Annotated in this window: 25 protein-coding genes; 13 read left to right on the forward strand and 12 right to left on the reverse strand. The window is 68.6% G+C overall.

Going from position 1 to position 25,895, the window contains the following annotated elements:
• Positions 1-89: 89 nt before the first annotated feature.
• Complete coding sequence (locus tag QOD90_RS16330; protein ID WP_526351539.1) at positions 90-443, forward strand: hypothetical protein; 354 nt, start codon at positions 90-92, stop codon at positions 441-443.
• Here QOD90_RS16330 and QOD90_RS16335 read toward each other — a convergent pair.
• Genes QOD90_RS16335 through QOD90_RS16345 form a run of 3 tightly spaced genes read right to left on the reverse strand, consistent with a single transcriptional unit; the run spans position 395 to position 2,612 of the window.
• Positions 395-877: a GNAT family N-acetyltransferase gene (locus QOD90_RS16335; protein ID WP_526351501.1), complete on the reverse strand. Its 483-nt coding sequence runs from the start codon at positions 875-877 to the stop codon at positions 395-397. The genes QOD90_RS16330 and QOD90_RS16335 overlap by 49 nt on opposite strands.
• Entirely contained in the window at positions 874-1,968 is a 1,095-nt protein-coding gene (locus QOD90_RS16340) for an isochorismate synthase (RefSeq protein ID WP_526351541.1), read from the reverse strand. The genes QOD90_RS16335 and QOD90_RS16340 overlap by 4 nt, the downstream gene beginning before the upstream one ends.
• Positions 1,965-2,612 carry an acid phosphatase gene (locus tag QOD90_RS16345; protein WP_526351503.1) on the reverse strand — a complete coding sequence of 216 codons (648 nt, stop codon included), beginning with the start codon at positions 2,610-2,612 and terminating at the stop codon, positions 1,965-1,967. Before QOD90_RS16345 ends, QOD90_RS16340 begins: the two co-directional genes overlap by 4 nt.
• Before the next feature lie 88 nt (positions 2,613-2,700).
• Between QOD90_RS16345 and QOD90_RS16350 the strand changes: the two genes are divergently transcribed.
• Complete coding sequence (locus QOD90_RS16350) at positions 2,701-3,495, forward strand: ParA family protein (protein WP_526351505.1); 795 nt, start codon at positions 2,701-2,703, stop codon at positions 3,493-3,495.
• Here the strand turns inward: QOD90_RS16350 and QOD90_RS16355 are convergent, their stop codons facing one another.
• Both QOD90_RS16355 and QOD90_RS16360 read right to left on the reverse strand, forming a co-directional pair.
• The gene (locus QOD90_RS16355; protein ID WP_526351507.1) at positions 3,496-4,710 is read right to left on the reverse strand and encodes an Rv3212 family protein; all 1,215 of its coding nucleotides are present in this window, start codon (positions 4,708-4,710) and stop codon (positions 3,496-3,498) included.
• Between the two features lie 19 nt (positions 4,711-4,729).
• Positions 4,730-6,301, reverse strand: a complete 1,572-nt coding sequence (locus QOD90_RS16360; RefSeq protein WP_526351509.1) for a DEAD/DEAH box helicase — start codon at positions 6,299-6,301, stop codon at positions 4,730-4,732.
• Between the two features lie 248 nt (positions 6,302-6,549).
• On the opposite strand from QOD90_RS16360, the gene QOD90_RS16365 reads away from it, so the two are divergent.
• The gene (locus QOD90_RS16365; protein ID WP_526351510.1) at positions 6,550-7,239 is read left to right on the forward strand and encodes a ferritin-like fold-containing protein; all 690 of its coding nucleotides are present in this window, start codon (positions 6,550-6,552) and stop codon (positions 7,237-7,239) included.
• 11 nt (positions 7,240-7,250) lie between these two features.
• On the opposite strand, the gene QOD90_RS16370 is transcribed toward QOD90_RS16365, so the two are convergent.
• Positions 7,251-8,045, reverse strand: a complete 795-nt coding sequence (locus QOD90_RS16370) for a hypothetical protein (protein WP_526351512.1) — start codon at positions 8,043-8,045, stop codon at positions 7,251-7,253.
• A gap of 243 nt (positions 8,046-8,288) precedes the next feature.
• On the opposite strand from QOD90_RS16370, the gene QOD90_RS16375 reads away from it, so the two are divergent.
• Positions 8,289-8,549, forward strand: a complete 261-nt coding sequence (locus tag QOD90_RS16375; RefSeq protein ID WP_526351543.1) for a DUF3107 family protein — start codon at positions 8,289-8,291, stop codon at positions 8,547-8,549.
• Here QOD90_RS16375 and fasR read toward each other — a convergent pair.
• Positions 8,546-9,232: an HTH-type transcriptional activator FasR gene (fasR, locus tag QOD90_RS16380; RefSeq protein ID WP_526351514.1), complete on the reverse strand. Its 687-nt coding sequence runs from the start codon at positions 9,230-9,232 to the stop codon at positions 8,546-8,548. The two genes, QOD90_RS16375 and fasR, sit on opposite strands and share 4 nt — an antisense overlap.
• Before the next feature lie 182 nt (positions 9,233-9,414).
• Here fasR and QOD90_RS16385 point away from each other — a divergent pair, with 182 nt between their 5' ends.
• From QOD90_RS16385 to QOD90_RS16395, 3 genes are all read left to right on the forward strand, one after another.
• Positions 9,415-10,446 (forward strand): DUF3152 domain-containing protein, encoded by a 1,032-nt coding sequence (locus QOD90_RS16385; RefSeq protein WP_526351516.1) that lies wholly within the window; start codon positions 9,415-9,417, stop codon positions 10,444-10,446.
• A gap of 105 nt (positions 10,447-10,551) precedes the next feature.
• A complete protein-coding gene (gene moeZ, locus QOD90_RS16390) occupies positions 10,552-11,730 on the forward strand; it encodes an adenylyltransferase/sulfurtransferase MoeZ (protein WP_526351545.1) in 1,179 nt (392 codons plus the stop codon).
• A 36-nt stretch (positions 11,731-11,766) separates the two neighbouring features.
• The gene (locus QOD90_RS16395) at positions 11,767-12,621 is read left to right on the forward strand and encodes a TIGR02569 family protein (protein ID WP_526351518.1); all 855 of its coding nucleotides are present in this window, start codon (positions 11,767-11,769) and stop codon (positions 12,619-12,621) included.
• A 58-nt stretch (positions 12,622-12,679) separates the two neighbouring features.
• Here QOD90_RS16395 and QOD90_RS16400 read toward each other — a convergent pair whose 3' ends face one another.
• Positions 12,680-13,477, reverse strand: coding sequence for an alpha/beta fold hydrolase (locus tag QOD90_RS16400; protein WP_526351520.1), 798 nt, complete (start codon positions 13,475-13,477; stop codon positions 12,680-12,682).
• Between the two features lie 82 nt (positions 13,478-13,559).
• On the opposite strand from QOD90_RS16400, the gene QOD90_RS16405 reads away from it, so the two are divergent.
• Entirely contained in the window at positions 13,560-14,195 is a 636-nt protein-coding gene (locus tag QOD90_RS16405) for a TetR/AcrR family transcriptional regulator (protein ID WP_526351522.1), read from the forward strand.
• A 21-nt stretch (positions 14,196-14,216) separates the two neighbouring features.
• Here the strand turns inward: QOD90_RS16405 and QOD90_RS16410 are convergent, their stop codons facing one another.
• Both QOD90_RS16410 and QOD90_RS16415 read right to left on the reverse strand, forming a co-directional pair.
• On the reverse strand, positions 14,217-14,513 hold the full coding sequence (locus QOD90_RS16410) for an MGMT family protein (RefSeq protein ID WP_526351524.1): 297 nt from the start codon (positions 14,511-14,513) through the stop codon (positions 14,217-14,219).
• Positions 14,514-14,516: 3 nt separating this feature from the next.
• Positions 14,517-15,299 (reverse strand): alpha/beta fold hydrolase, encoded by a 783-nt coding sequence (locus QOD90_RS16415; RefSeq protein WP_526351526.1) that lies wholly within the window; start codon positions 15,297-15,299, stop codon positions 14,517-14,519.
• Positions 15,300-15,362: 63 nt separating this feature from the next.
• Here QOD90_RS16415 and QOD90_RS16420 point away from each other — a divergent pair, with 63 nt between their 5' ends.
• Both QOD90_RS16420 and QOD90_RS16425 read left to right on the forward strand, forming a co-directional pair.
• Positions 15,363-18,494: an ATP-dependent helicase gene (locus QOD90_RS16420; RefSeq protein ID WP_526351528.1), complete on the forward strand. Its 3,132-nt coding sequence runs from the start codon at positions 15,363-15,365 to the stop codon at positions 18,492-18,494.
• Positions 18,491-21,742, forward strand: a complete 3,252-nt coding sequence (locus QOD90_RS16425) for an ATP-dependent helicase (RefSeq protein ID WP_526351529.1) — start codon at positions 18,491-18,493, stop codon at positions 21,740-21,742. Before QOD90_RS16420 ends, QOD90_RS16425 begins: the two co-directional genes overlap by 4 nt.
• Here QOD90_RS16425 and QOD90_RS16430 read toward each other — a convergent pair.
• The gene (locus QOD90_RS16430; protein WP_526351531.1) at positions 21,739-22,140 is read right to left on the reverse strand and encodes a DoxX-related protein; all 402 of its coding nucleotides are present in this window, start codon (positions 22,138-22,140) and stop codon (positions 21,739-21,741) included. The genes QOD90_RS16425 and QOD90_RS16430 overlap by 4 nt on opposite strands.
• A gap of 45 nt (positions 22,141-22,185) precedes the next feature.
• Between QOD90_RS16430 and QOD90_RS16435 the strand changes: the two genes are divergently transcribed.
• On the forward strand, positions 22,186-23,265 hold the full coding sequence (locus tag QOD90_RS16435) for a potassium channel family protein (RefSeq protein WP_526351533.1): 1,080 nt from the start codon (positions 22,186-22,188) through the stop codon (positions 23,263-23,265).
• 95 nt (positions 23,266-23,360) lie between these two features.
• Positions 23,361-24,254, forward strand: a complete 894-nt coding sequence (gene nudC / locus QOD90_RS16440; protein ID WP_526351535.1) for an NAD(+) diphosphatase — start codon at positions 23,361-23,363, stop codon at positions 24,252-24,254.
• A gap of 1 nt (position 24,255) precedes the next feature.
• Here nudC and QOD90_RS16445 read toward each other — a convergent pair whose 3' ends face one another.
• Positions 24,256-24,507: a mycoredoxin gene (locus QOD90_RS16445; protein WP_526351537.1), complete on the reverse strand. Its 252-nt coding sequence runs from the start codon at positions 24,505-24,507 to the stop codon at positions 24,256-24,258.
• A gap of 107 nt (positions 24,508-24,614) precedes the next feature.
• Between QOD90_RS16445 and QOD90_RS16450 the strand changes: the two genes are divergently transcribed.
• Positions 24,615-25,895 (forward strand): ATP-dependent helicase (locus QOD90_RS16450; protein ID WP_526351547.1); only part of this gene is annotated, 1,281 nt, incomplete at its 3' end.

Genomic DNA, 25,895 nt, shown 5'->3' on the forward strand with positions numbered 1-25,895 from the left:
CGCGCTCTACGCTCGACCGTGTGATCGTGCCCTCGCCATCGACAGTTCGTCAGGCGGCCGCCTTGGTGGCGTTGGAAAGCGTCGCGCTGATGGTCGTGGCGGTGGTACTCGTCGTGCGCGCGGTCGGCGGCGCCCACGAGGTGTCGATCAGCGGTTACGGCACTGCCGGCTGGTTCGTCGTCATGGGTGGCGCCCTCTTCACCGCTGCGTGGGCGCTGTGGACGGGCCGGAGGTGGGGCCGTGGCATCGCCGTGTTCGCGCAACTCCTGCTGCTTCCCGTGGCGTGGTACATCGCCGTCGGCTCTCGGCAGTGGTCCTACGGCGTCCCAGTCGCTCTGGTCGCGGCCGTCGGGTTGGCGCTGTTGTTCAGCCCGTCGGCGGTGCAGTGGCTGACTCAGGATCCTGCTGCGAGAGCGGACAACTCGTCCCCGGACACCCGGTAGGTGATCCACTCGTTCTGTTGGTGGCCCCCGACGGCGTCGTACAGGGCGATCGCGTTCGAATTCCAGTCCAGCACCGCCCAGGTCAGCCGGGTGTACCCGTGGTCGACGCACTCCTTCGCCAGCGTGGACAGCAGCGCTCGAGCCAGACCGTGGCGCCGGAACGCGGACTTGACGAACAGGTCCTCCAGATAGATGCCCGCCACGCCGTCCCAGGTGGAGAAGTTCCTGAACCACAGGGCCATGGCCGCGGGTTCGCCGTCGACCTCCGCCAGGTGGGCGTACACCGTCGCGTGTTCTCCGAACAGCGCGTCACTCAGCTGCGCCTCGGTCACCGTGCACTGATCAAGGGCATGCTCGAAGTCGGCCAGCGCCCGCATCATGGCGACCAACTCGGCCTCGTCACCGGGCCGGACCCGACGGATGTTGACGGTCACGTGCTCACTCCCAACGCGCTCAGGATCGTTCGAAACTTCGTATTCGTCTCGGCCACTTCGTCGTCGGGATCGGACTCGGCGACGATCCCGCCACCCGATCTGGCCTCGGCGGAGCGGCGGTCGGCGGATAACTCCGCGCATCGGATGGACACCACCCACGTGCCGTCACCCCGACCGTCACACCACCCGACGGCGCCCGCGTAGAAGCCGCGATCACCCTCGAGCGTGCCGATCAGGTCGACTGCCGCCCCGGTCGGCACCCCACCGACGGCGGCGGTCGGATGCAGCGCCACCGCGAGATCCAAAGCGGTGGTTGACGAGTCACGCAGCCGGCCGGTGATCGGCGTACTCAGATGCCACACCGCCGACGTGCTACTGAGCTCGGGGGTGGATGCGATGTCCAGGTCGGCACACAAGGGCTGCAGCGCCGCGCGCATCTGGTCGACCACCAGTTGATGCTCGTGCAGGTTCTTCGCGGAGTCGGCCAAGGCCGCGCCGTTGGCCAGATCCGTCGCGGCGTCGGCCGCGCGCGGCGCCGAACCCGCGAATGGTCGGCAAGTCAGCACGTCGCCGCGGCGCGCCACCAGTAGCTCGGGACTGGCGCCGATGAGGGCGGTGCCCTCGTACTTGCCGCCTGCCGGGCTGAGATCAACGAAATAGGTTGTCGCCGAGGCATCCTCGGCGAGTCGCCGGACGATGGTACCGACGTCCAGCGCGCCGTCCGCGGCCAGGCGAAGCGCCCGCGCCAGCACGACCTTGTGTAGGGCGCAGTCGGGATCGCGCAACCGTTCGAGCGCGGTGGCGATGCGGGTGCGGTGTTCGGCGGGGTCGGGCACCGTCTCGGTGATGCGTACGGCGGGCATCTCGCGTTGGTCCCGGTCAGGCAGCGTCTCGGCAAAGCGAAAGTGCTCGGGACGCATCAATGCCGTCGGCCGGGTGACATCGAAGGGCAAGGCGCCCAAGATGATCGGGGCCTCGCCCGAAGCCAGCGCGGCGCGAGCATCGTCGAGGGCCGGGTAGGCGGTGGCCACGCCCTCGGCGATGACGACGCCGTCGCGCCCGGCGAGGACGAAGGACGGCTCGACGGTCACCTGGGCAGACACGGATTGACGTGGCCGGACAGGCCGAGGGCGGTGATCTGACGGACACCGTGCTCGAATCCGCATACGCCGATCGACGCCGCCGCCATGGAGAACCGGATGCCTTCGTACAGCGGTTGCTCGATCCAGCGGGTGAGTACCGAACGGGAGAAATGGCCGTGCCCGACGAACACGACGTCGTGAAGGTTCATGCGCTCCAAGGCCATCGCGATGGCGCTGTCCGCTCGCTTGCTGACCTGGGCGACGGTCTCGCCGCCGGGACAGCCGTGCGTCCAGACCAGCCAGTCCGGTATCGCCTTGCGGATCTCATCGGTCGTCGTGCCCTCGTAGTCGCCGTAGTCCCACTCGGCCAGCAGCGGAGACACCTCGTCGACCGTCAGACCTGCCAGCTCGGCCGTGACTAGCGCACGGTGCCGCGGGCTGCTGATCACCACCGGATCGCGCAACTGGAGATCGGCCAGCGCCTCGGCGGCCAGGGTGGCCTGTTCGCGACCCTCGTCGGTCAGGTCGAGGTCGGTGATGCTGGTGTGCTTGCCCGACTTCGACCACTCCGTCTCGCCATGCCGGAGGAGGACGAGGCGGCTTCGCACCGTTCCGTTCCCCGGGTCGCTGCGCTCCTGCCCACCGGTACTCACCCCCGCGATTCTGCCCCACGTCGGAGCCGATCCCGCGCGCGCGTGCTTGGATGAACACGTTCGGGGCGAGCGAGGCAATGGGGAAGACATGACGCGGGTATTAGCGATCGCCAACCAAAAGGGTGGCGTCGCGAAGACGACGACGGTGGCATCGTTGGGTGCGGCGATGGCGGAGAACGGGCGCCGGGTGCTGCTCGTCGACCTGGATCCTCAGGGGTGCCTGACGTTCTCGCTGGGCCAGGACCCCGACAAACTCGCCGTGTCGATCCACGAGGTGCTCCTCGGCGACGTCGAGCCCGGCGCCGCGCTGGTGGAGACGTCCGAGGGCATGACACTGCTGCCCGCCAACATCGACCTGGCAGGCGCCGAGGCGATGTTGCTCATGCGGGCGGGCCGCGAGTACGCGTTGAAGCGGGCGCTTGCCAAGGTGGGGGAACAGTTCGACGTCGTCATCATCGACTGCCCACCGTCGCTCGGCGTCCTGACTCTCAATGGGCTGACCGCCGCCAATGACGTCATCGTGCCCCTTCAGTGCGAGACGCTGGCCCACCGTGGCGTCGGCCAGTTCCTGCGGACGGTCGACGACGTCCAGCAGATCACCAATGCGGACCTGACGATGCTCGGTGCGCTGCCCACCCTGTACGACTCGCGGACCACCCATAGTCGCGACGTCCTTCTCGACGTCGCCGATCGCTACGGGCTGGTGGTGCTGGGACCGCCGATTCCGCGCACGGTGCGGTTCGCCGAGGCCAGCGCTTCGGGCGCGTCCGTGCTAGCGGGGCGAAAGAACAAGGGCGCCAACGCTTATCGTGAGCTCGCTACCGCGCTGACCAAATATTGGAAGTCGGGCAAGGCTTTGCCGACGTACGCTCCGGACGTCTAGTCAGGACCCCAGCGCCACCAGGGTGTCCCCACGTTGCTCCAGCAGGGTGGAACCTGCGACGCCGGGCACCACGGCCGTCGCGCTTGGCGGGCGCTTCATGCTGATGTGGGCTTCGCCCGCGCCGGTCTCGGGGTTGAACACGTCATAGCCGGAGGTGACGGGCACCAGCAGCTTTCCCGCCATCAGCGTCGCAGGGCCGACCGGCGCCTGACCCTTGACCGGTGAGACGGTGTACTTGTATCGCATCCCGTTCGCGTCGAACACCATCACGCTGTCACCGGTCCACCAGGTGATCAGGCTGCCGGCGTGCGATTCGGTGGCCTGCACCGACGCCGGCGCGGGCAGGACGGTGCTTGCGATGGTGGTGCCCGTGTCGTCGACCACGTTGACCACGGGTTTCGGCGTCGGGACGTAGACGGCCGTCGTGGTGTCCGAGACGGCGATCACCCGTGCGCCGGAGTTAACGGACACCCCTGGCAGCTGGACGATCTTGGTGGTGGGCTCGTCTTCCTCGCTCGCGGGCACCAGGAGGGTGAGCCGCAGATCCGCCTGGCCGGGGCAGCTTTGGAGCACCGACACCGCGGCCGAACTCGCTGCCGCGGACACCAGCCCGCACAGCGGTTGAGCGGGTACGTCTGGCTTGATCCTGGCGTCCAGTGCGCCGTAGCCGATCATCCGGACCATGTCGGAGCGCCACAGCTCCAACCTGGTCTTGCCGGCCGACAGGACCGTGGAGCCGTCGGAGGACAGCGTGACCTCGGCGTCGGCGTAGGCGGTGCGGGTGTAGTGGCGGCGGCCGGTCTGCCCGTCGATCGTCGTCACTTGACCGCAGCCCCGGTCGTCGGGATACACCGCGACGGCGTCGTTGTACACGTACGTGACGCCGCAAAGTGGCACGCCGCGTGCGTAACTCCAGAGCACGTTGCCCGACGCCGGGTCCCGACCGTCGACCTCGCGTCCGTCGCCGGTGACGACGGCTCCGCCCGCGACGACGGGTCTACTGGTCTTCGGGCTGGGGGCGGACCACAGCTCCCGCAGCGAGGACGGCACGTCGCGTGCCGCCTTCAGTGCGGGAACCGGCTCGGCGGACGGCCTGCTGAGAGTCGCCCGCGCGTCACTGCTCCACCAGATCAGTCCTGCTGCGACGGCGATCACCACGACGATCGCCGCGGCCGCCATCACGTCGCCCTTGGTGCGGCGTTCGGGTTTGACCATCGCGAGGTGGGAGCCTCGTTCAGCCGGCCGTGGGCGCGGCGGTGCTCGGACGACGACGCCTACGGCGCCTGGCCGGCCCCGCGGAGTTACCGGATGGTGCACCCTCGGCGTCGGCGGGTGGGGTCGCTTCGCCACCTTCGGAGTGTCCGGTGGCCGACTTTCCGGCACCACGGGTGCGCTGCCGGGTGCGGTCCCGGTTGCGGGCCGGCTTGTCCCCGTCTCGCTTGTCTCCGTCGCGCGTCTCGCGCTTCGGCCGGTCCCGTGACTCGGTGGAGCGCGTGGCCTTGCCGATCGATCCGGTGGCCCCGGCGGGGATGCTGAGTTCCTCGTAGAGGTGCGCCGAACTCGAGTACGTCTCGACGGGATCGGGGGTGTCCAGACCGAGGGCCTTGTCGATCATCGTCCAGCGCGGCAGCTCGTCCCAGTCGACGAGGGTGACGGCGATACCGGTCTTGCCTGCGCGACCGGTGCGGCCGATGCGGTGCACGTACGCCTGCTCGTCCTCGGGGATCTGGTAGTTGATGACGTGGGTGATGTCGTCGATGTCGATGCCGCGGGCGGCCACGTCGGTGGCGACGAGGACGTCGACGTCACCGTTGCGGAATCCCTTGAGCGCCTTCTCGCGGGCAGCCTGGCCGAGGTCGCCGTGCACGGCGCCGACCTTGAAGCCGCGTTCGACGAGCTCGTCGGCGACCTTCTGCGCGGTGCGCTTGGTGCGGGTGAAGATCATCGTCGCGCCGCGCCCGTCGGCCTGCAGGATGCGGGCGACCATCTCGACCTTGTCGAGCGCGTGGGCCCGGTAGGCGTGCTGCTTGGTGTTCTCGTGGGTGGCCGACGAGTGCGGCGCCTCGGCGCGGATGTGCGTCGGCTGGTTCATGAACGTGCGGGCCAGCGTGATGATGGGGTCGGGCATCGTCGCCGAGAACAGCATCGCCTGCCGGTCGGTCGGGATCTGCTTGAGGATCCGCTCGATGTCGGGCAGGAAGCCGAGGTCGAGCATCTCGTCGGCCTCGTCGAGTACCAGGACGGACAGTCCGCCGAGCTGCAGATGGCCCTGCTGGGCGAGGTCGAGCAGGCGGCCCGGGGTGCCGACGACGACGTCGACGCCCTTCTGCAAGGCCTCGATCTGCGGCTCGTAGGGGCGTCCGCCATAGATGGAGGTGACCGACAGCTTGCGATCGCCGGACCCGTCGGTACCCGTCCTGAGATATTTCGCGGCGTTGGCCAGGTCGTCGAAGACCTGCAGGCACAGCTCGCGGGTCGGCACGACGATCAGCGCGCGGGGGATCCCGGTGAGCGGCCGGGCCTCGTCGGTGACGATGCGGTGCAGGAGGGGAACGCCAAAGGCGAAGGTCTTGCCCATGCCGGTGCGGGCCTGCCCGATGAGGTCGTCGCCGGTCATGGCGAGCGGCAGGGTCAGCTCCTGGATCGCGAAGGTGTGTTCGATCCCGCCCTCGGCCAGTGCGCGCACGATCTCTTCGCGCACGCCGAGTTCGGCGAAGGTGGTGGTCTTGGGGGCGTCCTCAGGTGCTTCGACGACGACGTCGATGTCCGGGGTGAATGAATCGGAGGTTGTGGTGATTTCAGTCATGCGTTGCCGACGTAACCTTTCGTTTGTCAATCTCGCGGCGTCCACACGCGCACACGAGTTCGACGAAAGAACGTTGGGGGCCTCGGCTTCGGGAGAAGCGGACCGACACGGATCGAGACTGTGCACGCACATTTCTTGAGAGTGGCGGAGGAAAGACGTGCCACTTCCGCCTTACATGATAGCTGGCCCCGTTTTTGGGGCGGTCGCCGCGCCGATCGGGGTGCGGAGAGTCCGTCTAGAGTTGCGTCATGACTTCGACGCAGCCGGCGGGCTCGCCCGAGCAGACGGTGATCCCCGCGGCGGAGCATGCCGGCGTGAATCAGCTCTTCGCACTCCTGGCATACGGCGAGGTCGCGGCGTTCTATCGGCTGACGGAGGAAGCGCGGATGGCGCCCAATCTGGCTGGCCGGATCAACATGGCCAGCATGGCCGCCGCTGAGATGAATCATTACGAGCTGCTGCGGGAGGCGCTGGCCAATCGGGGCGTCGACATCGTCGCGGCGATGACGAAATATGCGTCCGCACTTGAGAACTACCATCGGCTGACCACGCCGAGCACCTGGCTCGAGGCGCTGGTGAAGACCTACATCGGCGACGCCCTCGCCGCTGACTTCTACCTCGAGATCGCCGACGCGCTACCCGATGACGCGGCTGACGTCGTGCGAGCGGTGCTCTCGGAGACGGATCACTCGCAGTTCGTCGTTGCCGAGGTCAAGGCCGCCGTCACCGCGAGCGACAAGCAGCGCCACCGCCTCGCGTTGTGGTCGCGACGACTGCTGGGCGAGGCCATCACGCAGGCTCAGTTCGTGCTCGCCGAGCACGACGAACTGGTCGATCTCGTCGTGTCCAGCGGTGAGGGTCTTGGTCAGCTGACCGAGTTCTTCGACCGGCTGCAGAACACCCACAACACCAGGGTTCGCGAACTCGGCCTCGGCTAGGTCGGCCGCCGCTACTTGGTGCAGGTGGTGATCATCGAGTTGGTGTTCTGGGCGACCACGGTCGCGCCCGTCGAATCGGTCACCGCGCAGTTCAGCTGACCGGTGAGGCTGGTCGCGGTGACCGACTTCAACTCGACGCCGGGATCCAGCGTCACGGTTCGCGTCCACGGCAGCGCCACGTTGAACTCGGTCTGCAGGGCGCCCTGGGCGTCGGTGTAGACCACGGTCACCAGATCCAGGAGCTGCCGGGTGCCCCTCACGTGATAGGTGACGACTTGCGGCGATGGTGGGGCCACCTCGGTCGGAGCAGGGACGGCGTTGGCCGTCGGACTTGGCGCGACGGTGGTCACGGTCTCCGGTGACAGCGGGGCCACGGGGGCCGGAGGCGCGGCCGACGTCATTGCGGGCGGCGCGGTGGTCGTTGCGGCCTGAGCCGTCGTAGAGGTCGGCGCAGCGACCGTCTTGGACACCGGGCCGCTGTCGCCGCCGCCGAGGATGACCACGGTGCAGATGACGGCGATCAGCAGGATCGCGCCTGCGACCCCCGCGACCCAGATCCACCGACGGTCGATGGCGTCTTCGTACTCGTAGATGTCGTCGTCGTCATAGGCGTGGTAGTCCTGGATGTCGTCGTCCTTGACGTCGGAGTCGCCGTACCCGGACTCGGCGGCGCGCCGTCGGTACGCCGCACCACCGTCGACGACGTCGGTCTCCACGTCGGGGTAGCCGCCGGCGCTGGTCCCGCGGCTGCCCGCGTTGCGCGCTGTCGTCGAGGTCCTCGAATACGTTGCGTAAGTCCTGTCCATACCGCTATCCCGTGAGTCGTTTTGGGTCTGTTCAGCGATGCTAACGAGGCTGAAGTGACGCACGAGGTTGACGCGCTGATGGCGAGGTCACGGTCCGGACTCGGTTGGCTCGAGGCCTTTCGGCCGCGCGCGTCCGGTTCGACGCCGCTGCGCTGTCCGCGAAGTGGCGGCACCGCGGACGCGCGCGCCGTGGCCCGTCCACTAGCCTGCTCAAGAGAACGAACATCGAAGGAAGGGTTCAGCGTGGAGGTCAAGATCGGCGTCACCGACAGTCCGCGCGAGCTGGTGCTGCAGAGCGCACAGACACCCAGCGAGGTGGAGGACTTGGTGACTGCGGCACTGGGCAAGGAGTCGGGCGTACTCGCGCTGACCGACGAGAAGGGCCGCCGGTTCCTGGTGCAGAACACCCGGATCGCCTACGTGGAGATCGGTGAGGCCGACCACAGGCGAGTCGGCTTCGGCATCGGAGCGACGGCCTCGGCGATTGCCGACAAGCTCAGCTAGAAGCGGGTCAGCGGCACGTGTGACAGTCCGCCCCAAGCGAACTGCACCGTGCCGTCGACCGCAGCCTCCTTGGAGATCGGCCGGTCGGAGTTCAGCCAGTAGCGCGCACAGTCCACGCTCGTCGCGACCAGCCCGACCGCGATCATCCTGGCCCGGTGCGCTTCGAGACCGGAATCGCTGCTGATCAACTCGAACACGGCATCGGTGCATGCCTCGGTGGCGACCTTGACCTGGGCCGACACCTGAGGCTCGGTGACGTAGTCGTTCTCGAAGATCAGGCGATAGCCCTGGCCATCGTGCTCGATGAAGTCGAAGAACGCCCCGATGGCGGCGCGAAGCCGTTGGCGGTTGTCGGTGGTGGTGCGCAGGGCTTGGCGGACGCCGGACACCAGATTGTCGACGTGGCGCTGCAGGACGGCCAGATACAGCTCGAGCTTCGATGAAAAGTGTTGGTACAGAACGGGTTTGCTGACGCCTGCCCGGTCGGCGATCTCGTCCATGCCCGCGGCGTGGTAGCCGCGATCGACGAAGATTTCGCTGGCTGCGACGAGTAACTGCCCACGACGCTCGTCGCGGGGCAGTCGATTTCCGCGTCGGTTGCCGCCGGTCGAGCCGCCGGCCGGACCGTCACCACCCGCCGGCTGTGCACCCTTCCTTTCGGCGGTGTTGGCGATGTCGCTCATCAGTCCTCAATCTGGCTTGGGTGCTGCCGGGCCGGTGCTGGCTGGTTTACGGTCAGCCGGTCGATGCGGCTGTGCATCGAACCGAGACTACTACCGCTCACTGAGGCAGCGCGTCATCTGCGGCCGGGTACGGGTGGCGCGCCAAAGCCTGTCATCGCCCTGGCTTGTGCCATCCTGGTTCGGTGACCTACGACCCGGGGCGTCGCGGGGGCGGTCGTCAGCCCGTGCTGCGCAACGAGTGGAGGGAACCCCTGCGCGCGCAGCGCGACCCGTTGGCCGACGACGGCGGCCGGCTGCGATCCAATCGTGACGAGCACCAGCAGTGGCGAAAGCAGTCGTGGCTCGGGCGTTTCGTCTCCACCTACGGCTGGCGCGCCTACGCCCTTCCCCTTCTCGCGGTCGTCACCGTGCTCGTGGTGTACCAGACGCTGACGGGCACAGACGCCCCCAAGGCGGCCTTCGCCGACGGGCCCGTTCAGGGTCCGCCCACCATCGGTGCGGCGAGCACGGGGATCATCGGCGCCCCACCCAAGGGCATGACGCAGTTCGACGCCAACCTGCCGACGGGCATCCTCCCCGAGGGAGGTCCCTTCACCGAGGCGGCGGCCAAGACCTGGCACGTGGTCCCCGGCACGTCGCCCAAGGTCGGTGAGGGCACGACGAAGTCCTTTACCTACACGATCGAGGTGGAGGATGGCGTCGACACCACGTCGGTCGGCGGTGACGAGGCCTTCGCCCGGATGGTGAGTGAAACGCTGACCAACCCGAAGAGTTGGACGCACAACCCCCAGATCGCCTTCACCCGCATCGACGACCCGTCGCAAACCCCGGACTTCCGGGTCTCGCTGACGTCACCGATGACGGTGCGCGAGGGCTGCGGCTACGACATTCCGCTCGAGGCGTCCTGCTACAACCCGGCCTATCTGACCGACCAGCCGAGGGTGTTCATCAACGAGGCCCGTTGGGTGCGCGGTGCCGTGCCGTTCCAGGGCGACATCGGTTCTTACCGTCAGTACCTGATCAACCACGAGGTCGGGCACGCCATCGGCTACCAGAAGCACGAGCCATGTGGCGAGAATGGCGCGCTCGCGCCGGTGATGATGCAGCAGACGTTCTCGACGAGCAACGACGACGACGCGAGATTCGACCCGCTCTCGGTTCAGCCCGACGGCAAGACGTGCCGCTTCAACCCGTGGCCGTATCCGATCGCCTGACCCACCCCCGCGATTAGTGGGGAAGGTCTGCGCAACGATTGCCGTTGAATGAGTGGACCTGGTGTGATCGACACCGAGGTCCCACGTCGAATCGAGGAGCGCCCGGTGTCCACACCGCTACCCCCGCTGGTCGAGCCCGCCGCAGAGCTCACCCGCGAAGAGGTCTCGCGCTACAGCCGGCACCTGATCATCCCGGACCTCGGTGTCGACGGGCAGAAGCGGCTCAAGAACGCGCGCGTGCTGGTCATCGGCGCCGGCGGCCTCGGCAGTCCCACCCTGCTCTACCTGGCCGCCGCAGGTGTCGGAACCATCGGCATCGTGGAATTCGACGTCGTCGACGAGTCCAATCTGCAGCGCCAGATCATCCACGGGCAATCCGACATCGGGCGGTCGAAGGCGCAGAGCGCCAGGGACTCGATCACGGAGATCAACCCGCTGGTCGAGGTGCGGTTGCACGAGGTGCGCCTCGAACCCGACAACGCGATCGAGCTGTTTAGCCAGTACGACTTGATCCTCGACGGCACCGACAACTTCGCGACCCGCTATCTGGTCAACGACGCTGCGGTGTTGGCGGGCAAGCCCTACGTGTGGGGCTCGATCTACCGCTTCGAGGGGCAGGTGTCCGTGTTCTGGGAGGACGCCCCCCACGGGTTGGGGCTGAACTACCGCGACCTGTATCCCGAGCCGCCACCACCCGGAATGGTGCCGTCGTGCGCGGAGGGCGGCGTCCTCGGCATCCTGTGCGCGTCGATCGCGTCGGTGATGGGCACCGAGGCCATCAAGCTGCTGACCGGCATCGGTGACCCGCTGCTGGGCAGGCTGATGGTGTACGACGCGCTCGACATGACGTACCGCACCATCAAGATTCGCAAGGATCCCGATACGCCGAAGATCACCGAACTCATTGACTACGAGGCGTTCTGCGGTGTGGTGTCCGACGAGGCGGCCGAGGCGGCCGCGGACTCCACCATCACCCCACGCGAGCTGCGGGAGATGCTCGACTCCGGCCGCAAGGTGGCGCTGATCGACGTCCGCGAGCCCGTCGAATGGGACATCAACCACATCGAAGGGGCCGAACTGATCCCCAAGTCCGCGATCGAGGCGGGGGACGGCCTGACGAAGTTGCCGCACGACCGAACGCCGGTGCTGTACTGCAAGACCGGGGTCCGCTCCGCCGAGGCTCTGGCCGCGGTGAAGAAGGCCGGGTTCGCCGACGCACTGCACCTGCAAGGCGGGATCGTGGCGTGGGCGCGACAACTCGAACCCGACATGGTGATGTACTGACCGCTCGTTGGCCGGGCCACGCCTTAGGCTGATCCTGTGAGTGCCGACATGCCGCCTGATCACGTGCTGGCGGCGTTCGGCCTGACGGGTGTGCGGCCCGTTCCCCTCGGCTCGAGCTGGGAGGGTGGCTGGCGCTGCGGCGAAGTCGTGTTGTCGATGGTCGCCGAACATGCGCGCGCCGCGTGGTCGGCGAAGGTCCGCGAGACGCTGTTCGTCGATGGGGTGCGCCTAGCGCGGCCGGTCCGCTCCACCGACGGTCGCTACGTCGTCGCCGGCTGGCGCGCCGACACCTTCGTCACCGGAACGCCGGAACCGCGGCACGACGAGGTCGTCTCGGCGGCCGTGCGCCTGCACGAGGCGACGGCGAAGCTGGAACGCCCGCGATTCCTTACCCAGCCCCCCGGTGTGCCGTGGTCCGACGTCGACGTGTTCATCGCCGCCGACCGTGCCGCGTGGGAGGACCGCCCGCTGCACGCATTGCCGCCGGGTGCTCTGGTGTCGCCGGGCGGAGCGGACGGCCAGCGCTCGGTCGAGTTGATCGCGCAACTCGCCGCGCTGCGACGTCCGACGCGCGGCCCCAGCCAACTCGTCCACGGCGACCTGTACGGCACGGTGCTCTTCGCCGGCACCGCGGCGCCTGGCATTACCGACATCACCCCCTATTGGCGGCCTGCCTCTTGGGCGGCGGGCGTGGTCGTCGTCGACGCGCTGGCATGGGGCGAGGCCGACGACGGTCTCGTCGAGCGCTGGGCGCCGTTACCCGAGTGGCCGCAGATGTTGTTGCGCGCGTTGATGTTCCGCTTGGCGGTACATGCGCTGCATCCGCGTTCGACGTCGGCGGCGTTCCCCGGCCTCGCCCGCACTGCGGCGCTGGTACGCCTGATCCTCTGAATACGTTGGCCTGAAACGGTTCTCGAACCGCGCCGCCGGGCACGGACGCGCAGAACGGTCAATGCGGCATTCCGCTGGCGGCGCCCAAGAACGGAGCGGCGATCTCGAGGAATCCCTCCGGGTCCGAGGAAAACGGCACGTGGCCCGTCGGCAGCACTTCCAACCGTGCTCCCGGGATCGCTGCCGCGGTGGCGCGCCCCAGCCTCATGGGGATCGCGGTGTCCTTCGCTCCCCAGATCACCAGGCATGGCGCGGTGATGCGATCGGCCCGCGGGCGCAGGTTGTGTTCCGGTGCGGCGAAACTGCGCCACATGGCCGCGGTGAGAACGACGCCATCGCGGGTCTTCGCACGGGCCATCTCGCGTTGCTGAATGAGGTGGTCGGTGTCGCTCGTCGCCTTCATGTAGCTGGGGATGAACCGCGGCAGCACTCGTTTCATCACTACCGTCCTGCCCAGTAGTCGGGCGTAGGCGTTGCTGACCGGGCTGGCGATGAAGCCACCCGAGTTGACCAACACCAACCGCGAAACCCGGTGCGGGTCGGTGATCGCCAACCGTGCCGCAGCGAAGCCACCGACGGAATTTCCGATGAATGCCGCGGGTGGCAACTCGAGTGCGGCGACCACGTCGACGAGGACGTCGGCGAAGGAGGCCGCCGTCGGCCGATAGTTCGGCGTCGGGGCCGGGGATTCGCCGTGGCCCGGCCAGTCCACGGCGATGACGCGATGGTCGCGGGCAAGGATCGGTGCTATCGCGTCGAAGTCGTGCCGGTCATGCAGTGTCGCGTGTAGCAAGACCACCACGGATCCCGCTCCGGTATCGCTGTAGGCAACCTTCCCCACGCGCGTCTGCACCATGGCGACCATCGGACTCCCTTTCATTGACTGACCAGTCGGTCGACGATAGCATCGTGGGCGCCCCACCCTCAAGGAGTACCGGATGACCGCTCGCGCCGCATCAGCGGAAAGCCGCTCGCATAGGCGCAGTTACAGTGCTCCCATGACCGCGACGCCGCCCGCCACCCCAGCACCGGGTCGGCGCAAGGAAGCGAAGGCCAAAACCCGAGGAGCACTCATCGACGCGGGCCTGCAACTCGCCGAACGCACCGGCCTTACCGGTTTGAGCGTCGATCTCATCGTCAAGCACGCGGGAGTGGCAAAGGGCACGTTCTTTCACCACTTCGGTGACCGCGCCTCGTATCTCCTTGCGCTGCATCGCGAATTCCATGAACGGTTGGCTACCCAGATGCAGGCTGCGATCGTCGACATGCCCCCGGGGCGCAAGCGTCTCATCGCCGGCGCGAACGCTTGCCTCGATGGCTGCCTACGCGACCGCGGCGTCCGCGCGCTCCTGCTGGAAGCGCGCGCCGAGCCCGCAATAACCGACGAAATCGGACATCGCAATCATGCCAACGCCGAGCTGTGCCGTCCCGACTTCGCCGCACTCGCGCGCCCGCACCCCTACGAAAGCGCGCAATTGTGGGTCGGCATGGTCGCCGAAGCTGCGCTCATCGAATATCAGGCGGCGACAGCACTTCCCGCCATCCGAAAAGCACTTGCACAGTTCTTGAAGTGACGTGCCCGATCTGCTCAGGTCCTAGAACTCGTGCCGGACCTCGCGCAGCGGCACCCGGCCGTCCTTGGCGAGCACACCCTCGGCCCGCAGGAGCTCGAGTTGCCTGGTCGTCAGGTGGTGAGCCGGCCTGCCGGACGCGCTGATGACGCGGTGCCACGGTAGATCCGAGGAATCGGTTCGCATGATCCAGCCGACGATGCGTGGGCTGGAAAGGTCTGCGGCCGCGGCGATGTCGCCGTACGTCGAGACCTTCCCCGGCGGTATCGAGGCGACCAGCGCACGTACGGCCTCCACCTGCTCGTCGGTGATCGCGGCCACGGCTCAGCCCACGCGTTCGCGGATCAGGGCGGCACACTCGGCGGGCTTGGCGTTGGCAACCATGTGCTCGCACTCCAGGTCGACCAGCGTCAAGTCCGGTCCCAGACGGGCGGTCATCGCCGCGATGAGGGCGTCGTCGACGTACGGCGGGTCGGTCCACCTGGCCCGCACCAGCGTCGTAGGGATCCCGGCGGGCGGCAGCACGGCAGCGCGGGCCAGCTCGCTCCAATAGGACGTCATCGCAGGCAGGCTGATCCGCCAGCCCAATCTCCCGTTGGGCAGGTCGATGAGGTGCTCGTCGAGGTCGGCGTCGAGGTCGGGAAGGGGGACGTCTGACCAAGAGCCCCCGATCTTCTCGTTGCGGGCCTCCTCGCGGTCGGGGTAGTCCGGCGATTCCAGCATCGCGTCGGCGAGGACGCGCATCCACTCTCCGTCCAGTCCGATCGCCGGATCGAGCAGCACCAGTCCCGCGATCAGATCCGGTCGCACCGCTGCGAGGTTCATCGCGATCGCGCCGCCGAACGAGTGTCCGACCACCACGACCGGTCCTGCACCGTCGGCGTCGAGTAGGCCGGCCAGCGCCGCTACGTTGGCGTCGATCGTCCACGGTGCATTCCACGATGAGTGGCCGTGGCCGAGTAGGTCGGGGGCGGCGATCGTGAACTCCGCGAGGTGCCCGGTGGCCAGTGAGGCCCACCGTCGGCCGTGTCCCGTCAGCCCGTGGATCGCAAGAATCTGGATGGGGCCCGGCGGTCCGTAGCGGTGCACGTTCAGTAGGTCGTTCACGGTGTGAATGCTGCCAGCACGCGCGGAACGCTTGTTGTCGTACCCCCGTGGTGACATGTCTTCATGCCCGCACCGCGCACCGCACTGTCGCCCACCGTGCTGACCGAGCCGGGTCTGCGTGGCACAGTGCGGGTGGTTGGCGGCCCCGGTACGGGGAAGAGTTCGCTGCTGGTCGATACCGCGGCGGCGCGCATCGCCGCGGGCACAGATCCGGAATCCGTTCTGCTGCTGACGGGTTCGGCCAAGCTCAGCGCGCACGCCCGCGCCTCGGTGACGGCGCGGCTGCTCGGCGACTACGGCCCGGCGGCCGTGCGCGAGCCGCTGGTGCGCACCATTCACTCCTATGCGTTCGCGGTGCTGCGGCTCGCCGCCCAACGCAACGGTGACCCGCCACCACGGTTGATCACCAGCGCCGAGCAGGACGGCATCATCCGCGAGCTGCTCGCCGGCGATCTCGAGGACGGTCCGAACGCCGCGGTGACCTGGCCCCGGCACCTGCTGCCCGCACTTGGCACCGTCGGGTTCGCCAACGAACTGCGTGACCTTCTGGCCCGCTGCACCGAACGTGGGGTGGAACCCGCTGCGCTGCAACGCATCGGCCGTCGGGCCGGTCGTGGGGAGTGGGTGGCCGCAGGTCAATTCGCGCAGGTATACGAGCAGGTGATGCTGCTGCGATCCGCGGTGGGCATGGCGGCGCCACAGGCCACGGTGCCCGCGCTCGGGGCCGCGGAGCTCGTCGGCGCAGCGCTCGAGGCCTTCGCCGCCGATCCCGACTTACTGGCCGCCGAACGGAGCAGGATCCGGCTGCTCCTGGTCGACGACGCGCAGAACCTCGACCCGCAGGCCGCGCTCTTGGTCCGGGTGCTGGCCGCAGGCGCCGAACTCGCCATCGTCGCAGGCGATCCGAACCAGTCCGTCTTCGGCTACCGGGGAGCCGACCCGGCCCTGCTCAGTGCCGGCGACCACCCGACCATCGTCCTCACCGAATCGCAGCGGTGCGCGTCCGCCGTAGCCCGCGCCATCACGGGCATCGCGACTCGGCTGCCGGGTGTCGATGACGCCAGGCAGTTGAGTGCTGCCAGCGATCGGACCGGATCGGTGGCGGTTCGGATCGCCGCGTCGGAGCGGGCCGAAACCGCCGTGATCGCCGATGCGGTGCGCCGTGCCCACCTGGTCGACGGCGTGCCGTGGTCGCAGATGGCGGTCATCGTGCGGTCAGTGCCCCAGGCAGGGGCGGCGCTGGCCCGCGCACTCGCCAGCGCAGGCGTGCCCGTCGACCAGCAGGCGTCGACGGTTCCGCTCGCCGAGCACCCGGCGGTGGCGGCCCTGCTGACGGTGCTCGACGTGGCCGCCGACGGTCTCGACGGCGACCGCGCGCTGTCGCTGTTGACCGGTCCGATCGGCCGGGTCGACCCGGTGTCGCTGCGGCAGCTGCGTCGAACGCTTCGTCGCGCGGACGCAGGCAGCCCGCCACGCGAGTTCGCCGACCTGCTGGTCGACGCCGTCAATCCCGAACGCTCCAACGGCGCTGACATGCCGGATCAGCTAGCCAGGGCGTTGACGCGGGTGCGCAAGGTGCTGGCCGCCGCGGCCCGCAGCCAGGCCGATGGGCTCGATCCCAGGTTCACGCTGTGGCAGGCGTGGCATCAGACCGGTTTGCAGCGACGCTGGCTGGCCGCGGCCGAACGGGCCGGGACCGTCGGCGCTCAGGCGGCCCGTGACCTCGATGGCGTGACGGCGCTGTTCGACCTGGCGGAGCAGTACGTCACCCACACCACGGGAGCGTCGCTGACCGGCTTCGTCGATCACGTGCGGGCGATGGTGCTGCCTGCCTCGGGCAGCCAGCCGGCACGCCCCGGGGAAGCGGTTGCGCTGCTCTCGGCGCACGCCGCGCTCGGCCGCGAGTGGGAGTTCGTCGTCATCGGCGGGTTGCAGGAGGGGTTGTGGCCCAACGTCGTTCCGCGCGGGGGAGTGCTCGCCACCCAGCAGCTCGTCGACGTTCTCGACGGCATCGCCGACGGAACCTCCACCAGAGCGCCGTTGCTTGCCGAGGAGCGCAGGCTGTTGATCGCCGCGCTGGGCCGGGCGCGCTCGCGGGTTCTGGTGACGGCCGTCGACGGTGACGAAGGCGACGACGCCCTGCTGCCATCCCCGTTCTGCGAGGAGCTCGTCGCGTTGGCGACCGAGCCGCCGGACGAGAACGCCGAGCCGGTCCGCGCGCCGCGAGTGCTGTCGACGTCCGCGGTGGTCGGCAGGCTGCGTGCCGTGGTGTGCGCACCCGACGGCGCCGTCGACGACGCGACACGGCAGTGCGCAGCAACGCAATTGGCGAGGCTGGCCGAAGCCGGGGTGCCCGGCTCGGCTCCGTCCCAGTGGTACGCCACCGCGAAGGCGTCGACGGAGCAGCCTCTCTGGTCGGATGACGGGCACGTCGTGACGCTGTCCCCTTCGACGTTGCAGACGTTGGCCGACTGCCCGCTGCGGTGGTTGCTCGAGCGCCACGGGGGAAGCGATGGCCGCGACGTGCGCTCCGCGCTCGGCACGCTCGTACACGCACTGGTGTCGGATTCCGGGAAGACCGAGGGCCAGATGCTGGCCGAGCTCGAATCGGTTTGGGCGGGACTACGGTTCGATGCCGCGTGGTTTGCGGCAAACGAACTGGATCGCCACCGGACCATGCTGACGGCGTTCGTCGAGTGGCACGCCCAGACCCGTCACGAACTCACCGAGGTGGGTACCGAGGTGGACGTCGAAGGGGTCGTCGCCCCCGGGGGTGACGACGGGCCTGGCGTGCGCGTCCGCGGCCGTGTCGACAGGTTGGAGCGCGATGCGGAGGGCAGGCTCGTCGTGGTCGACGTCAAGACCGGCAAGAGCCCGGTCAGCAAGGACGACGCCCAGCGCCATGCGCAGCTCGCGATGTATCAACTGGCGATCGCCGAAGGTGTTCTGCCACAGGGCGACGAGGCCGGCGGGGGCCGGCTGGTTTACCTCGGCAAGATCGGCGTGGCGGGTGCCACCGAACGCGACCAGAACCCGATGACGGCCGACGGCCGCGACGAGTGGAGCGACCGCGTCCGGCAGGCCGCCGGCGCAACCAAGGGGCCAGAGTTCGTGGCCCGCATCAACGACGGCTGTGCCCACTGCCCGGTACGGGCGATGTGTCCCGCTCAGGCCGCGTTGGGAGGACGCGCGTGACCAATCGGTACGGCCCGGCGGAACTGGCCGATGCACTCGGCCTCTTCGCGCCGACCGAGGAACAGGCCGCGGTGATCGCTGCCCCACCCGGCCCACTGGTGGTGATCGCCGGCGCGGGGGCCGGCAAGACCGAGACGATGGCCGCGCGCGTCGTGTGGCTGGTCGCCAACGGGTATGCCCGCCCCGGCGAGGTGCTCGGGTTGACGTTCACGCGCAAGGCCGCGGGTCAACTGCTTCGGCGCGTGCGCACCCGGCTGGCGCGGCTCGCGGGCGCGGGTCTGGTCCCCACCGACCGGGCCGACGTCGACGAGCACCCGTCGATCGGCACCTACCACGCGTTTGCCGGCACGCTGCTGCGTGAGCAGGGACTCCTGCTTCCGGTGGAACCGTCAACTCGTTTGATCGGTGCAACAGAGCTGTGGCAGTTGGCCTTTCGCGTGGTGTGCGAGCACCCCGAGCTGCACACCGAGAAGTCCCCGGCCACCGTCACCGCGATGGTGCTGCGACTGGCAGGCCAGCTGGCCGAACACCTCGTCGACACCGACCAGTTGCGCGACACCCACGCCGAGCTGGATCGGTTGGTGCACACCCTGCCCGCCGGGCCCCGGCAGCGCGACACCGGACCCAGTCAGGCACTTTTGAAGCTGCTCGCCACGCAGACCGAGCGCACCGAACTCGTGCCGCTGATCGACGCGCTGCATGGCCGGATGCGCGCCGAGAACGTGATGGACTTCGGCATGCAGATGGCCGCGGCGGCCCGGCTCGCGGCAACGTTCCCTCAGGTTGGCGAGCAGCTGCGCCAGCGCTATCGGGTGGTGCTGCTCGACGAGTACCAGGACACCGGCCATGCGCAGCGGGTGGCTTTGTCCGCCCTGTTCGGCGGCGGAGTGGACGACGGGTTGGCCTTGACCGCCGTCGGCGACCCGATCCAGTCGATCTACGGTTGGCGTGGCGCATCGGCCACCAATCTGCCCCGGTTCACCACCGACTTCTGCCTATCGGACGGCACCCCGGCGCCGACGTTGGAACTGCGCACCAGCTGGCGCAATCCGCCAAGCGCCCTGCACCTCGCGAATGCGATCTCGGCGGAAGCGCGCCGTCGATCGGTGGCCGTCCGCGAGCTGCTGCCGCGCCCGGATGCTCCGGCCGGCACCATTCGGTGCGCGCTCGTGGCCGACGTGAGCATCGAAAGAGATTGGGTCGCAGACCAGTTGGCGGAGATCTACCACACGGCCATCGACTCGGGAGCCGACGTTCCCACCACGGCCGTGCTGGTGCGCCGCAATGCGGACGCCGCGCCGATCGCCGACGCGCTCACCGAGCGCGGGGTGCCCGTCGAGGTGGTCGGACTGTCGGGGCTGTTGTCGGTGCCCGAAGTGGCCGACGTCGTCGCGATGCTGCGGCTGACGGCCGACCCGACGGCGGGCTCGGCAGCGATCCGCGTCATCACCGGACCGCGCTGGCGGTTGGGTGCCGCCGACGTGACCGCGCTGTGGCGAAGGGCCGTGGAGCTCGACTCCGCCACCACGGTGACGGCCGACCGGTCCTCGACGACGCACATCGTCGCGTCCGCCGATCCCGATGCCGACCGGGCGTGCCTGGCCGACGCGATCTGCGATCCGGGTCGTCCGGACCGCTATTCGCCCACCGGCTACGGCCGGATCGTCGCGCTCTGCCGTGAGCTGACGGCCCTGCGGGCGCAACTCCACCACCCCGTGCCCGATCTGATCGCCGAGATTCGGTGGATGCTGGGCGTTGACGCTGAAGTCCGCGCCGCGCAGTCGGTTTCGGCCGGATGGGGCGGTACCGAACACCTCGATGCGTTTTCTGACGTGGTCGCCGAGTTCGCAGCGCGGCCGTCGGCATCGGTCGCGGGACTGCTCGCGTTCCTCGACGCCGCGATGGACGTGGAGAACGGGCTCGCGCCTGCCGAGCTCACGGTGGCGAAGGACCGCGTGCAGATCCTCACCGTGCACGCCGCGAAGGGGCTGGAATGGCAGGTCGTCGCCGTGCCCCATCTGAGCGGCCGGGTGTTCCCGTCGACGGGGACCGCGCGGACCTGGCTGACCGATGCCGGCGACCTGCCGCCGCTGCTCCGGGGCGACCGCGCCTCGGTGTCCGAACACGGCGTGCCCGTGCTCGACACGTCCGACGTGAACGACCGAAAGGCTCTGTCCGACAAGATCACCGCTCATCGCAAGACGCTCGATCAACGCAGGATCGACGAAGAGCGGCGCCTGCTGTACGTCGCCCTCACCCGCGCCGAGGACACGCTGGTGCTTTCGGGCCATCACTGGGGAGCCACGGAGGCCAAGCCTCGCGGACCGTCGGACTTCCTGCTCGAGGTCAAGGACGTGATCGACCGGGCCGCGGAGGCGGGGGCCCCGTGCGGTGAGGTGGAGCATTGGGCGCCTGCACCCGCCGACGGCGACGTCAACCCGTTGCGGGACAAGGTGATGGAACGATCGTGGCCCGTCGACCCGGCTGGTGCAGGTCGCACCACCGTCGACAGCGGAGCCGAACTCGTCGGCAAGGCCATGGCGGGCGATCTCCCTGGAACGACGGACGAGGGGGACGTAGACGGGTGGGCGGCCGACGTCGATGCGCTGCTCGCCGAGCGTGAGTTGGCGCTCGCGCGGCCCGCGCTGGTGCTGCCGCCGCAACTCTCGGTGAGTGCGCTGGTGGACATCGGTCGCGATCCGGAGGGGGCGCTGCAGCGGCTGCAGCGGCGTGTTCCGGTACGCCCCGACCCGCATGCGCTGCTGGGCACGGCGTTCCACGAGTGGGTGCAGCGGTTCTTTCACGCCGAGCGGCTGTTCGATCTCGAAGACCTGCCGGGGGCGGTCGACGGCGAACTGGGGTTGGCCGAGGCCGACCGGCTCGCCGAACTGCAGGCCGCCTTCGCCGTGTCGCCGTGGGCGTCGAGGACCCCCATCGACGTCGAGGTGCCGTTCGACATGGTCATCGGCGGGACGGTCGTACGCGGCAGGATCGACGCCGTGTTCGCCGACGACGGCGGTGGGGTCACCGTGGTGGACTGGAAGACCGGCGACCCGCCGGCCACTGCAGAGGCACTGCAGCAGAACGCCGTTCAGCTCGCGGTGTATCGGCTGGCGTGGGCGGCCACCGCAGGTGTGTCGCCCGACTCGGTGCGCGCGGCATTCCACTACGTGCGCAGCGGTAGGACCGTCGAACCCGAAGGGCTACCGGACGCCGTCGAGCTGGCGAAGCTGCTCGAGGCCGCTTAGCGAGGTGCGTTGCGATACACCTTGAGGGCCTGCGTGATCATCGGGATCTGCAGCGGCAGCCGGGCGATCGTCCCGATCCGCATGGCCCAACCTCTGTCCCACAGCACCCGGACCGAGTTGACGTTCGCTGGAAACACCCCGATGAACAGCGCGACGGCGGCGAGTGCGCCGAGGCGGCGGGTGCGCGGTGCGATCAGCAGCGCGCCGGTAGCGGCCTCTGCGACTCCGGAGGCCAGCGTGTAGAACCGCGCGCTGCCAGGCAGCTCTGCCGGAACTATCGTGTCGAACGGCTTCGGTGCGACGAAGTGCAGCACCCCCATTCCCACGAGCATCGCGCCCATCCGTTGGGCCGTGGCCTGGCTGGGGGCGTTCTCGGACGCTGGTGTGAGAGAGGTCATGGTTACATTGTGCTGTGCGACGAGTTGGGCGGATGATGGGCCCTCGTGGCCAAGGGTAGATTGCGTCGCCGTATGGAGGCGCTCGATCAGACGCTGACCACGCAGCCCGACCATGCTCTGGTCGGGACGCTGCGAATCCCCGAGACACCGGTCAGCCCGGCGCGCAAGATCGTGATGCGGGTGTTCTACGCCTTGGCGGCGCTGTTCCTCGCGGTGATCATCGTCTACCTCGACCGTGACGGCTATCGCGACGTCCAGGACAACGAACTGTCCTTTCTGGATTGTCTGTACTACGCCACGGTTTCACTGTCGACCACCGGCTACGGCGACATCACGCCGTTCACCCCGTCGGCGAGGCTGATCAACGTGCTGGTGATCACGCCGCTGCGCGTGGCCTTCCTCATCGTGTTGATCGGTACGACCGTGGAGACCCTGACGGAGGCCTCGCGTCAGACCTTCAAGATTCAGCAGTGGAGGAGAAAGATGCGCGACCACATCGTCGTCGTGGGTTACGGAACAAAGGGAAAGACGGCCGTCTCGGCCATGGTCGGGGACGGCGCCAAGGGCGGCGAGATCGTCATCGTGGACACCGACCGCTCGGCGTTGGACCGCGCCGACAAGGCCGGTCTGGTCACCGTTCACGGCGACGCCAACCGCGCCGACGTGCTCCGACTCGCGGGCGCTCAACACGCCAAGGCGATCGTCGTCGCCACCAACAGCGATCCGACCGCCGTGCTCGTCACGCTGACCGCCCGCGAGCTCGCGCCCAAGGCGAAGATCATCGCATCGATCCGGGAGTCCGAGAACCAGCACCTTCTCCTGCAATCGGGTGCGGATTCGGTCGTGGTGTCCTCGGAGACGGCGGGTCGACTGCTCGGGATGGCGGCCAACACCCCGACGGTCGTGGAACTCATCGAGGACCTTCTGACCCCGGACGCCGGATTCGCCATCGCCGAACGCGATGTGACGTCCAAGGAGGTTGGCGGCTCTGCGCGGCACCTGCCCGACATCGTGCTGGGGGTGGTGCGAGAAGGGAATCTGGTGCGGGTCGACGCTCCGGAGGCTGACGCGATGGAGCTCGGCGACCGCTTGCTCTACATCCGCAACGCGGACTCCGACCGTTGACCGCCCCCGGTGCTGGGGGTCCCCCCGCTTGCGGGGGCGAGCGAAGCGACCAGGGGAATGTCACTGGTGCGTTCAACCTGCGCAACGTTCCCCTGTTGTCGCGCGTCGGCGCCGATCGCGCCGATCAACTGCGTACCGACGTCGACGCCGCGCTGGCTGGGTGGAGCGATGCGCTGCTGTTGAAGGTCGATCGCCGCAACCAGGTGCTGATCTCGGGTGGTCAGGTGGTGCTCGGCAAGGCGCTGAAGCACTCCGCCAAGCCCGACGAGCACGCGGTCTTCCTCGGCCGGTTGAAGGACGGCAGGCACGTCTGGGCGGTGCGTGGCGCCCTGGACGGGCCGGAGGATCCGCACGCCGAGTCCGAAGTTCTCGATCTGCGCAGGGCGGGAGCGGTCTTCGACGATCTCAGCGCCCAGTTGGTGGCGACGGCCACCGCCCTGCTGAATTGGCACGACAGTGCGCGCTTCAGTTCCGTCGACGGCTCGCCGACCAAGTCCCACAAGGCTGGCTGGTCGCGGATCAACCCCGTCAACGGCCACGAGGAGTTCCCCCGCACCGACCCCGCGGTCATCTGCCTGATCCACGACGGCCACGACCGCGCGGTGTTGGCCCGTCAGACGGTCTGGCCGGAACGGCTCTTCTCGCTGATCGCCGGTTTCGTCGAGGCGGGTGAGTCCTTCGAGGGCTGCGTCGCGCGCGAGGTCGCCGAGGAGATCGGCTTGACCGTCACCGATGTGACGTACCTGGGCAGTCAGCCGTGGCCGTTCCCGCGCTCGCTGATGGTCGGATTCCATGCGATCGGCGATCCGGAGCAGGAGTTCTTCTTCAGCGACGGTGAGATCGCCGAGGCGGCGTGGTTCACCCGCGCCGAGGTTCGCGCCGCACTGGCCGACGGTGATTGGAGCAGCGACTCGCCGTCGCGGCTGTTGTTGCCTGGGTCGATCTCGATCGCCAGGGAGATCATCGAATCCTGGGCGTTCGTCGACTGAGTCAGGCGGCCAACTTGGCCTGAACGGCCTTGAGGCTCGGGTTGGTCAGCGTCGACCCGTCGGCGAACTTCACCGTCGGAACGACGTGGTTGCCACCGTTGACCGAGCCGACGAAGTCGGCGGCGCTGGGGTCCGCCTCGATGTCGACCTCGGCGTAGCCGATGCCCGCGGACTTCAGGGCGGTCTTGAGCCGTGCACAGTAGCCGCACCACGACGTCGAGTACATGGTCAGCTGGACGTTGTTACCTGTCATAGCGATGTCAACGTATCGGATACGCCGCGTATTGCACCAACCAGGGAGCGTCGCCGGAGCGGATGTCAGATCAGAAATTGTCGCCGCTGGATGCCAAGATGGACGCCATGCCACCCCCGGCCGTCGTGGCCGCCAACTCAGCTCAATCTCGGCCGCTCGATCGTCTGACGGTCGACCTCGACGACGAGCAGCTCGAAGCCGTCCAGGCGCCGCGCGGGCCGGTGTGCGTGCTGGCGGGTGCCGGTACCGGAAAGACGCGGACCATCACCAGGCGCATCGCCTATCTGGTGGCTGCCGGTCATGTGGCCCCCAGTCAGGTGCTGGCGGTGACGTTCACGTCGCGGGCGGCGGGGGAGATGCGGGGCAGGCTGCGATCGCTGGACGAGCAGGGTGCCGACGGGGTCGGCACCGGCGCCGTGCAGGCGATGACGTTCCATGCGGCGGCCCGACGGCAGCTGCAGTACTTCTGGCCGCGGGTGGTCGGCGATACCGGGTGGGAGCTGCTCGACAGCAAGTTCGGCGTCGTCGCCCAGGCCGCGAACCGGGCTTCGATTCAGGCCAGCACCGACGACGTGCGTGATCTCGCCGGTGAGATCGAGTGGGCCAAGTCGTCGCTGATCAGTCCGGAGGGTTACCCGGCGGCGGTCGCCGAGGTCAGTCGCGACATTCCGCTGGACGCCGCCAAGGTCGCCGCCGTGTACGCGGGATACGAGGCCATGAAGGCCCGCCGCGACGGCACCGCGCTCCTGGACTTCGACGACCTGCTGTTGCACACCGCCGCCGCCATCGAGAACGACGCCGCAGTGGCAAGTGAATTCCGGGACCGCTACCGCTGTTTCGTGGTCGACGAGTACCAGGACGTCACGCCGCTGCAGCAGCGCGTGCTCAATGCATGGCTCGGCGACCGTGACGATCTGACCGTCGTCGGCGACGCGAACCAGACCATCTACTCGTTCACCGGTGCCACCCCCAACTACCTGCTGGACTTCTCGCGCCGCTTCCCAGAAGCGTCGGTGGTGCGATTGGAACGCGACTACCGCTCCACGCCGCAGGTGGTGTCCCTGGCCAACCGCGTGATCGGGATGGCGCGTGGCCGCATGGCTGGCAGCAAGCTCCATCTCATCGGTCAACGCGAGGCCGGGCCGGTGCCGACGTTCAGCGAGCACCCCGACGAGGTCGCCGAGGCCACCGCCGTCGCCAAGGTGATCAAGAAGCTCGTTCAGGCGGGCACCGCGGCTTCGGAGATCGCTGTGCTGTACCGCATCAACGCCCAGTCAGAGGTGTACGAAGAGGCGCTGACCGCGGCGGGGGTGGCGTATCAGGTGCGCGGCGGTGAAGGGTTCTTCAGCCGCCAGGAGATCCGTCAGGCGCTGGTGGCGCTGCAGCGT

The organism is Mycobacterium sp. (genome assembly GCF_032161845.1).
In the GTDB taxonomy this organism is placed as follows: domain Bacteria; phylum Actinomycetota; class Actinomycetes; order Mycobacteriales; family Mycobacteriaceae; genus Mycobacterium.

What these genes read in the sequence shown, in the direction of transcription:
- fasR (WP_526351514.1), bottom strand. Translation starts at nt 9,232, where the DNA reads ATGAGCGACATCGCCAACACCGCCGAAAGGAAGGGTGCACAGCCGGCG.
- QOD90_RS16355 (WP_526351507.1), bottom strand. Translation starts at nt 4,710, where the DNA reads ATGGTCAAACCCGAACGCCGCACCAAGGGCGACGTGATGGCGGCCGCG.
- QOD90_RS16400 (WP_526351520.1), bottom strand. Translation starts at nt 13,477, where the DNA reads ATGGTGCAGACGCGCGTGGGGAAGGTTGCCTACAGCGATACCGGAGCG.
- QOD90_RS16445 (WP_526351537.1), bottom strand. Translation starts at nt 24,507, where the DNA reads ATGACAGGTAACAACGTCCAGCTGACCATGTACTCGACGTCGTGGTGC.
- QOD90_RS16350 (WP_526351505.1), top strand. Translation starts at nt 2,701, where the DNA reads ATGACGCGGGTATTAGCGATCGCCAACCAAAAGGGTGGCGTCGCGAAG.
- QOD90_RS16405 (WP_526351522.1), top strand. Translation starts at nt 13,560, where the DNA reads ATGACCGCTCGCGCCGCATCAGCGGAAAGCCGCTCGCATAGGCGCAGT.
- QOD90_RS16365 (WP_526351510.1), top strand. Translation starts at nt 6,550, where the DNA reads ATGACTTCGACGCAGCCGGCGGGCTCGCCCGAGCAGACGGTGATCCCC.
- QOD90_RS16430 (WP_526351531.1), bottom strand. Translation starts at nt 22,140, where the DNA reads ATGACCTCTCTCACACCAGCGTCCGAGAACGCCCCCAGCCAGGCCACG.
- QOD90_RS16360 (WP_526351509.1), bottom strand. Translation starts at nt 6,301, where the DNA reads ATGACTGAAATCACCACAACCTCCGATTCATTCACCCCGGACATCGAC.
- QOD90_RS16330 (WP_526351539.1), top strand. Translation starts at nt 90, where the DNA reads ATGGTCGTGGCGGTGGTACTCGTCGTGCGCGCGGTCGGCGGCGCCCAC.
- QOD90_RS16370 (WP_526351512.1), bottom strand. Translation starts at nt 8,045, where the DNA reads ATGGACAGGACTTACGCAACGTATTCGAGGACCTCGACGACAGCGCGC.
- QOD90_RS16420 (WP_526351528.1), top strand. Translation starts at nt 15,363, where the DNA reads ATGCCCGCACCGCGCACCGCACTGTCGCCCACCGTGCTGACCGAGCCG.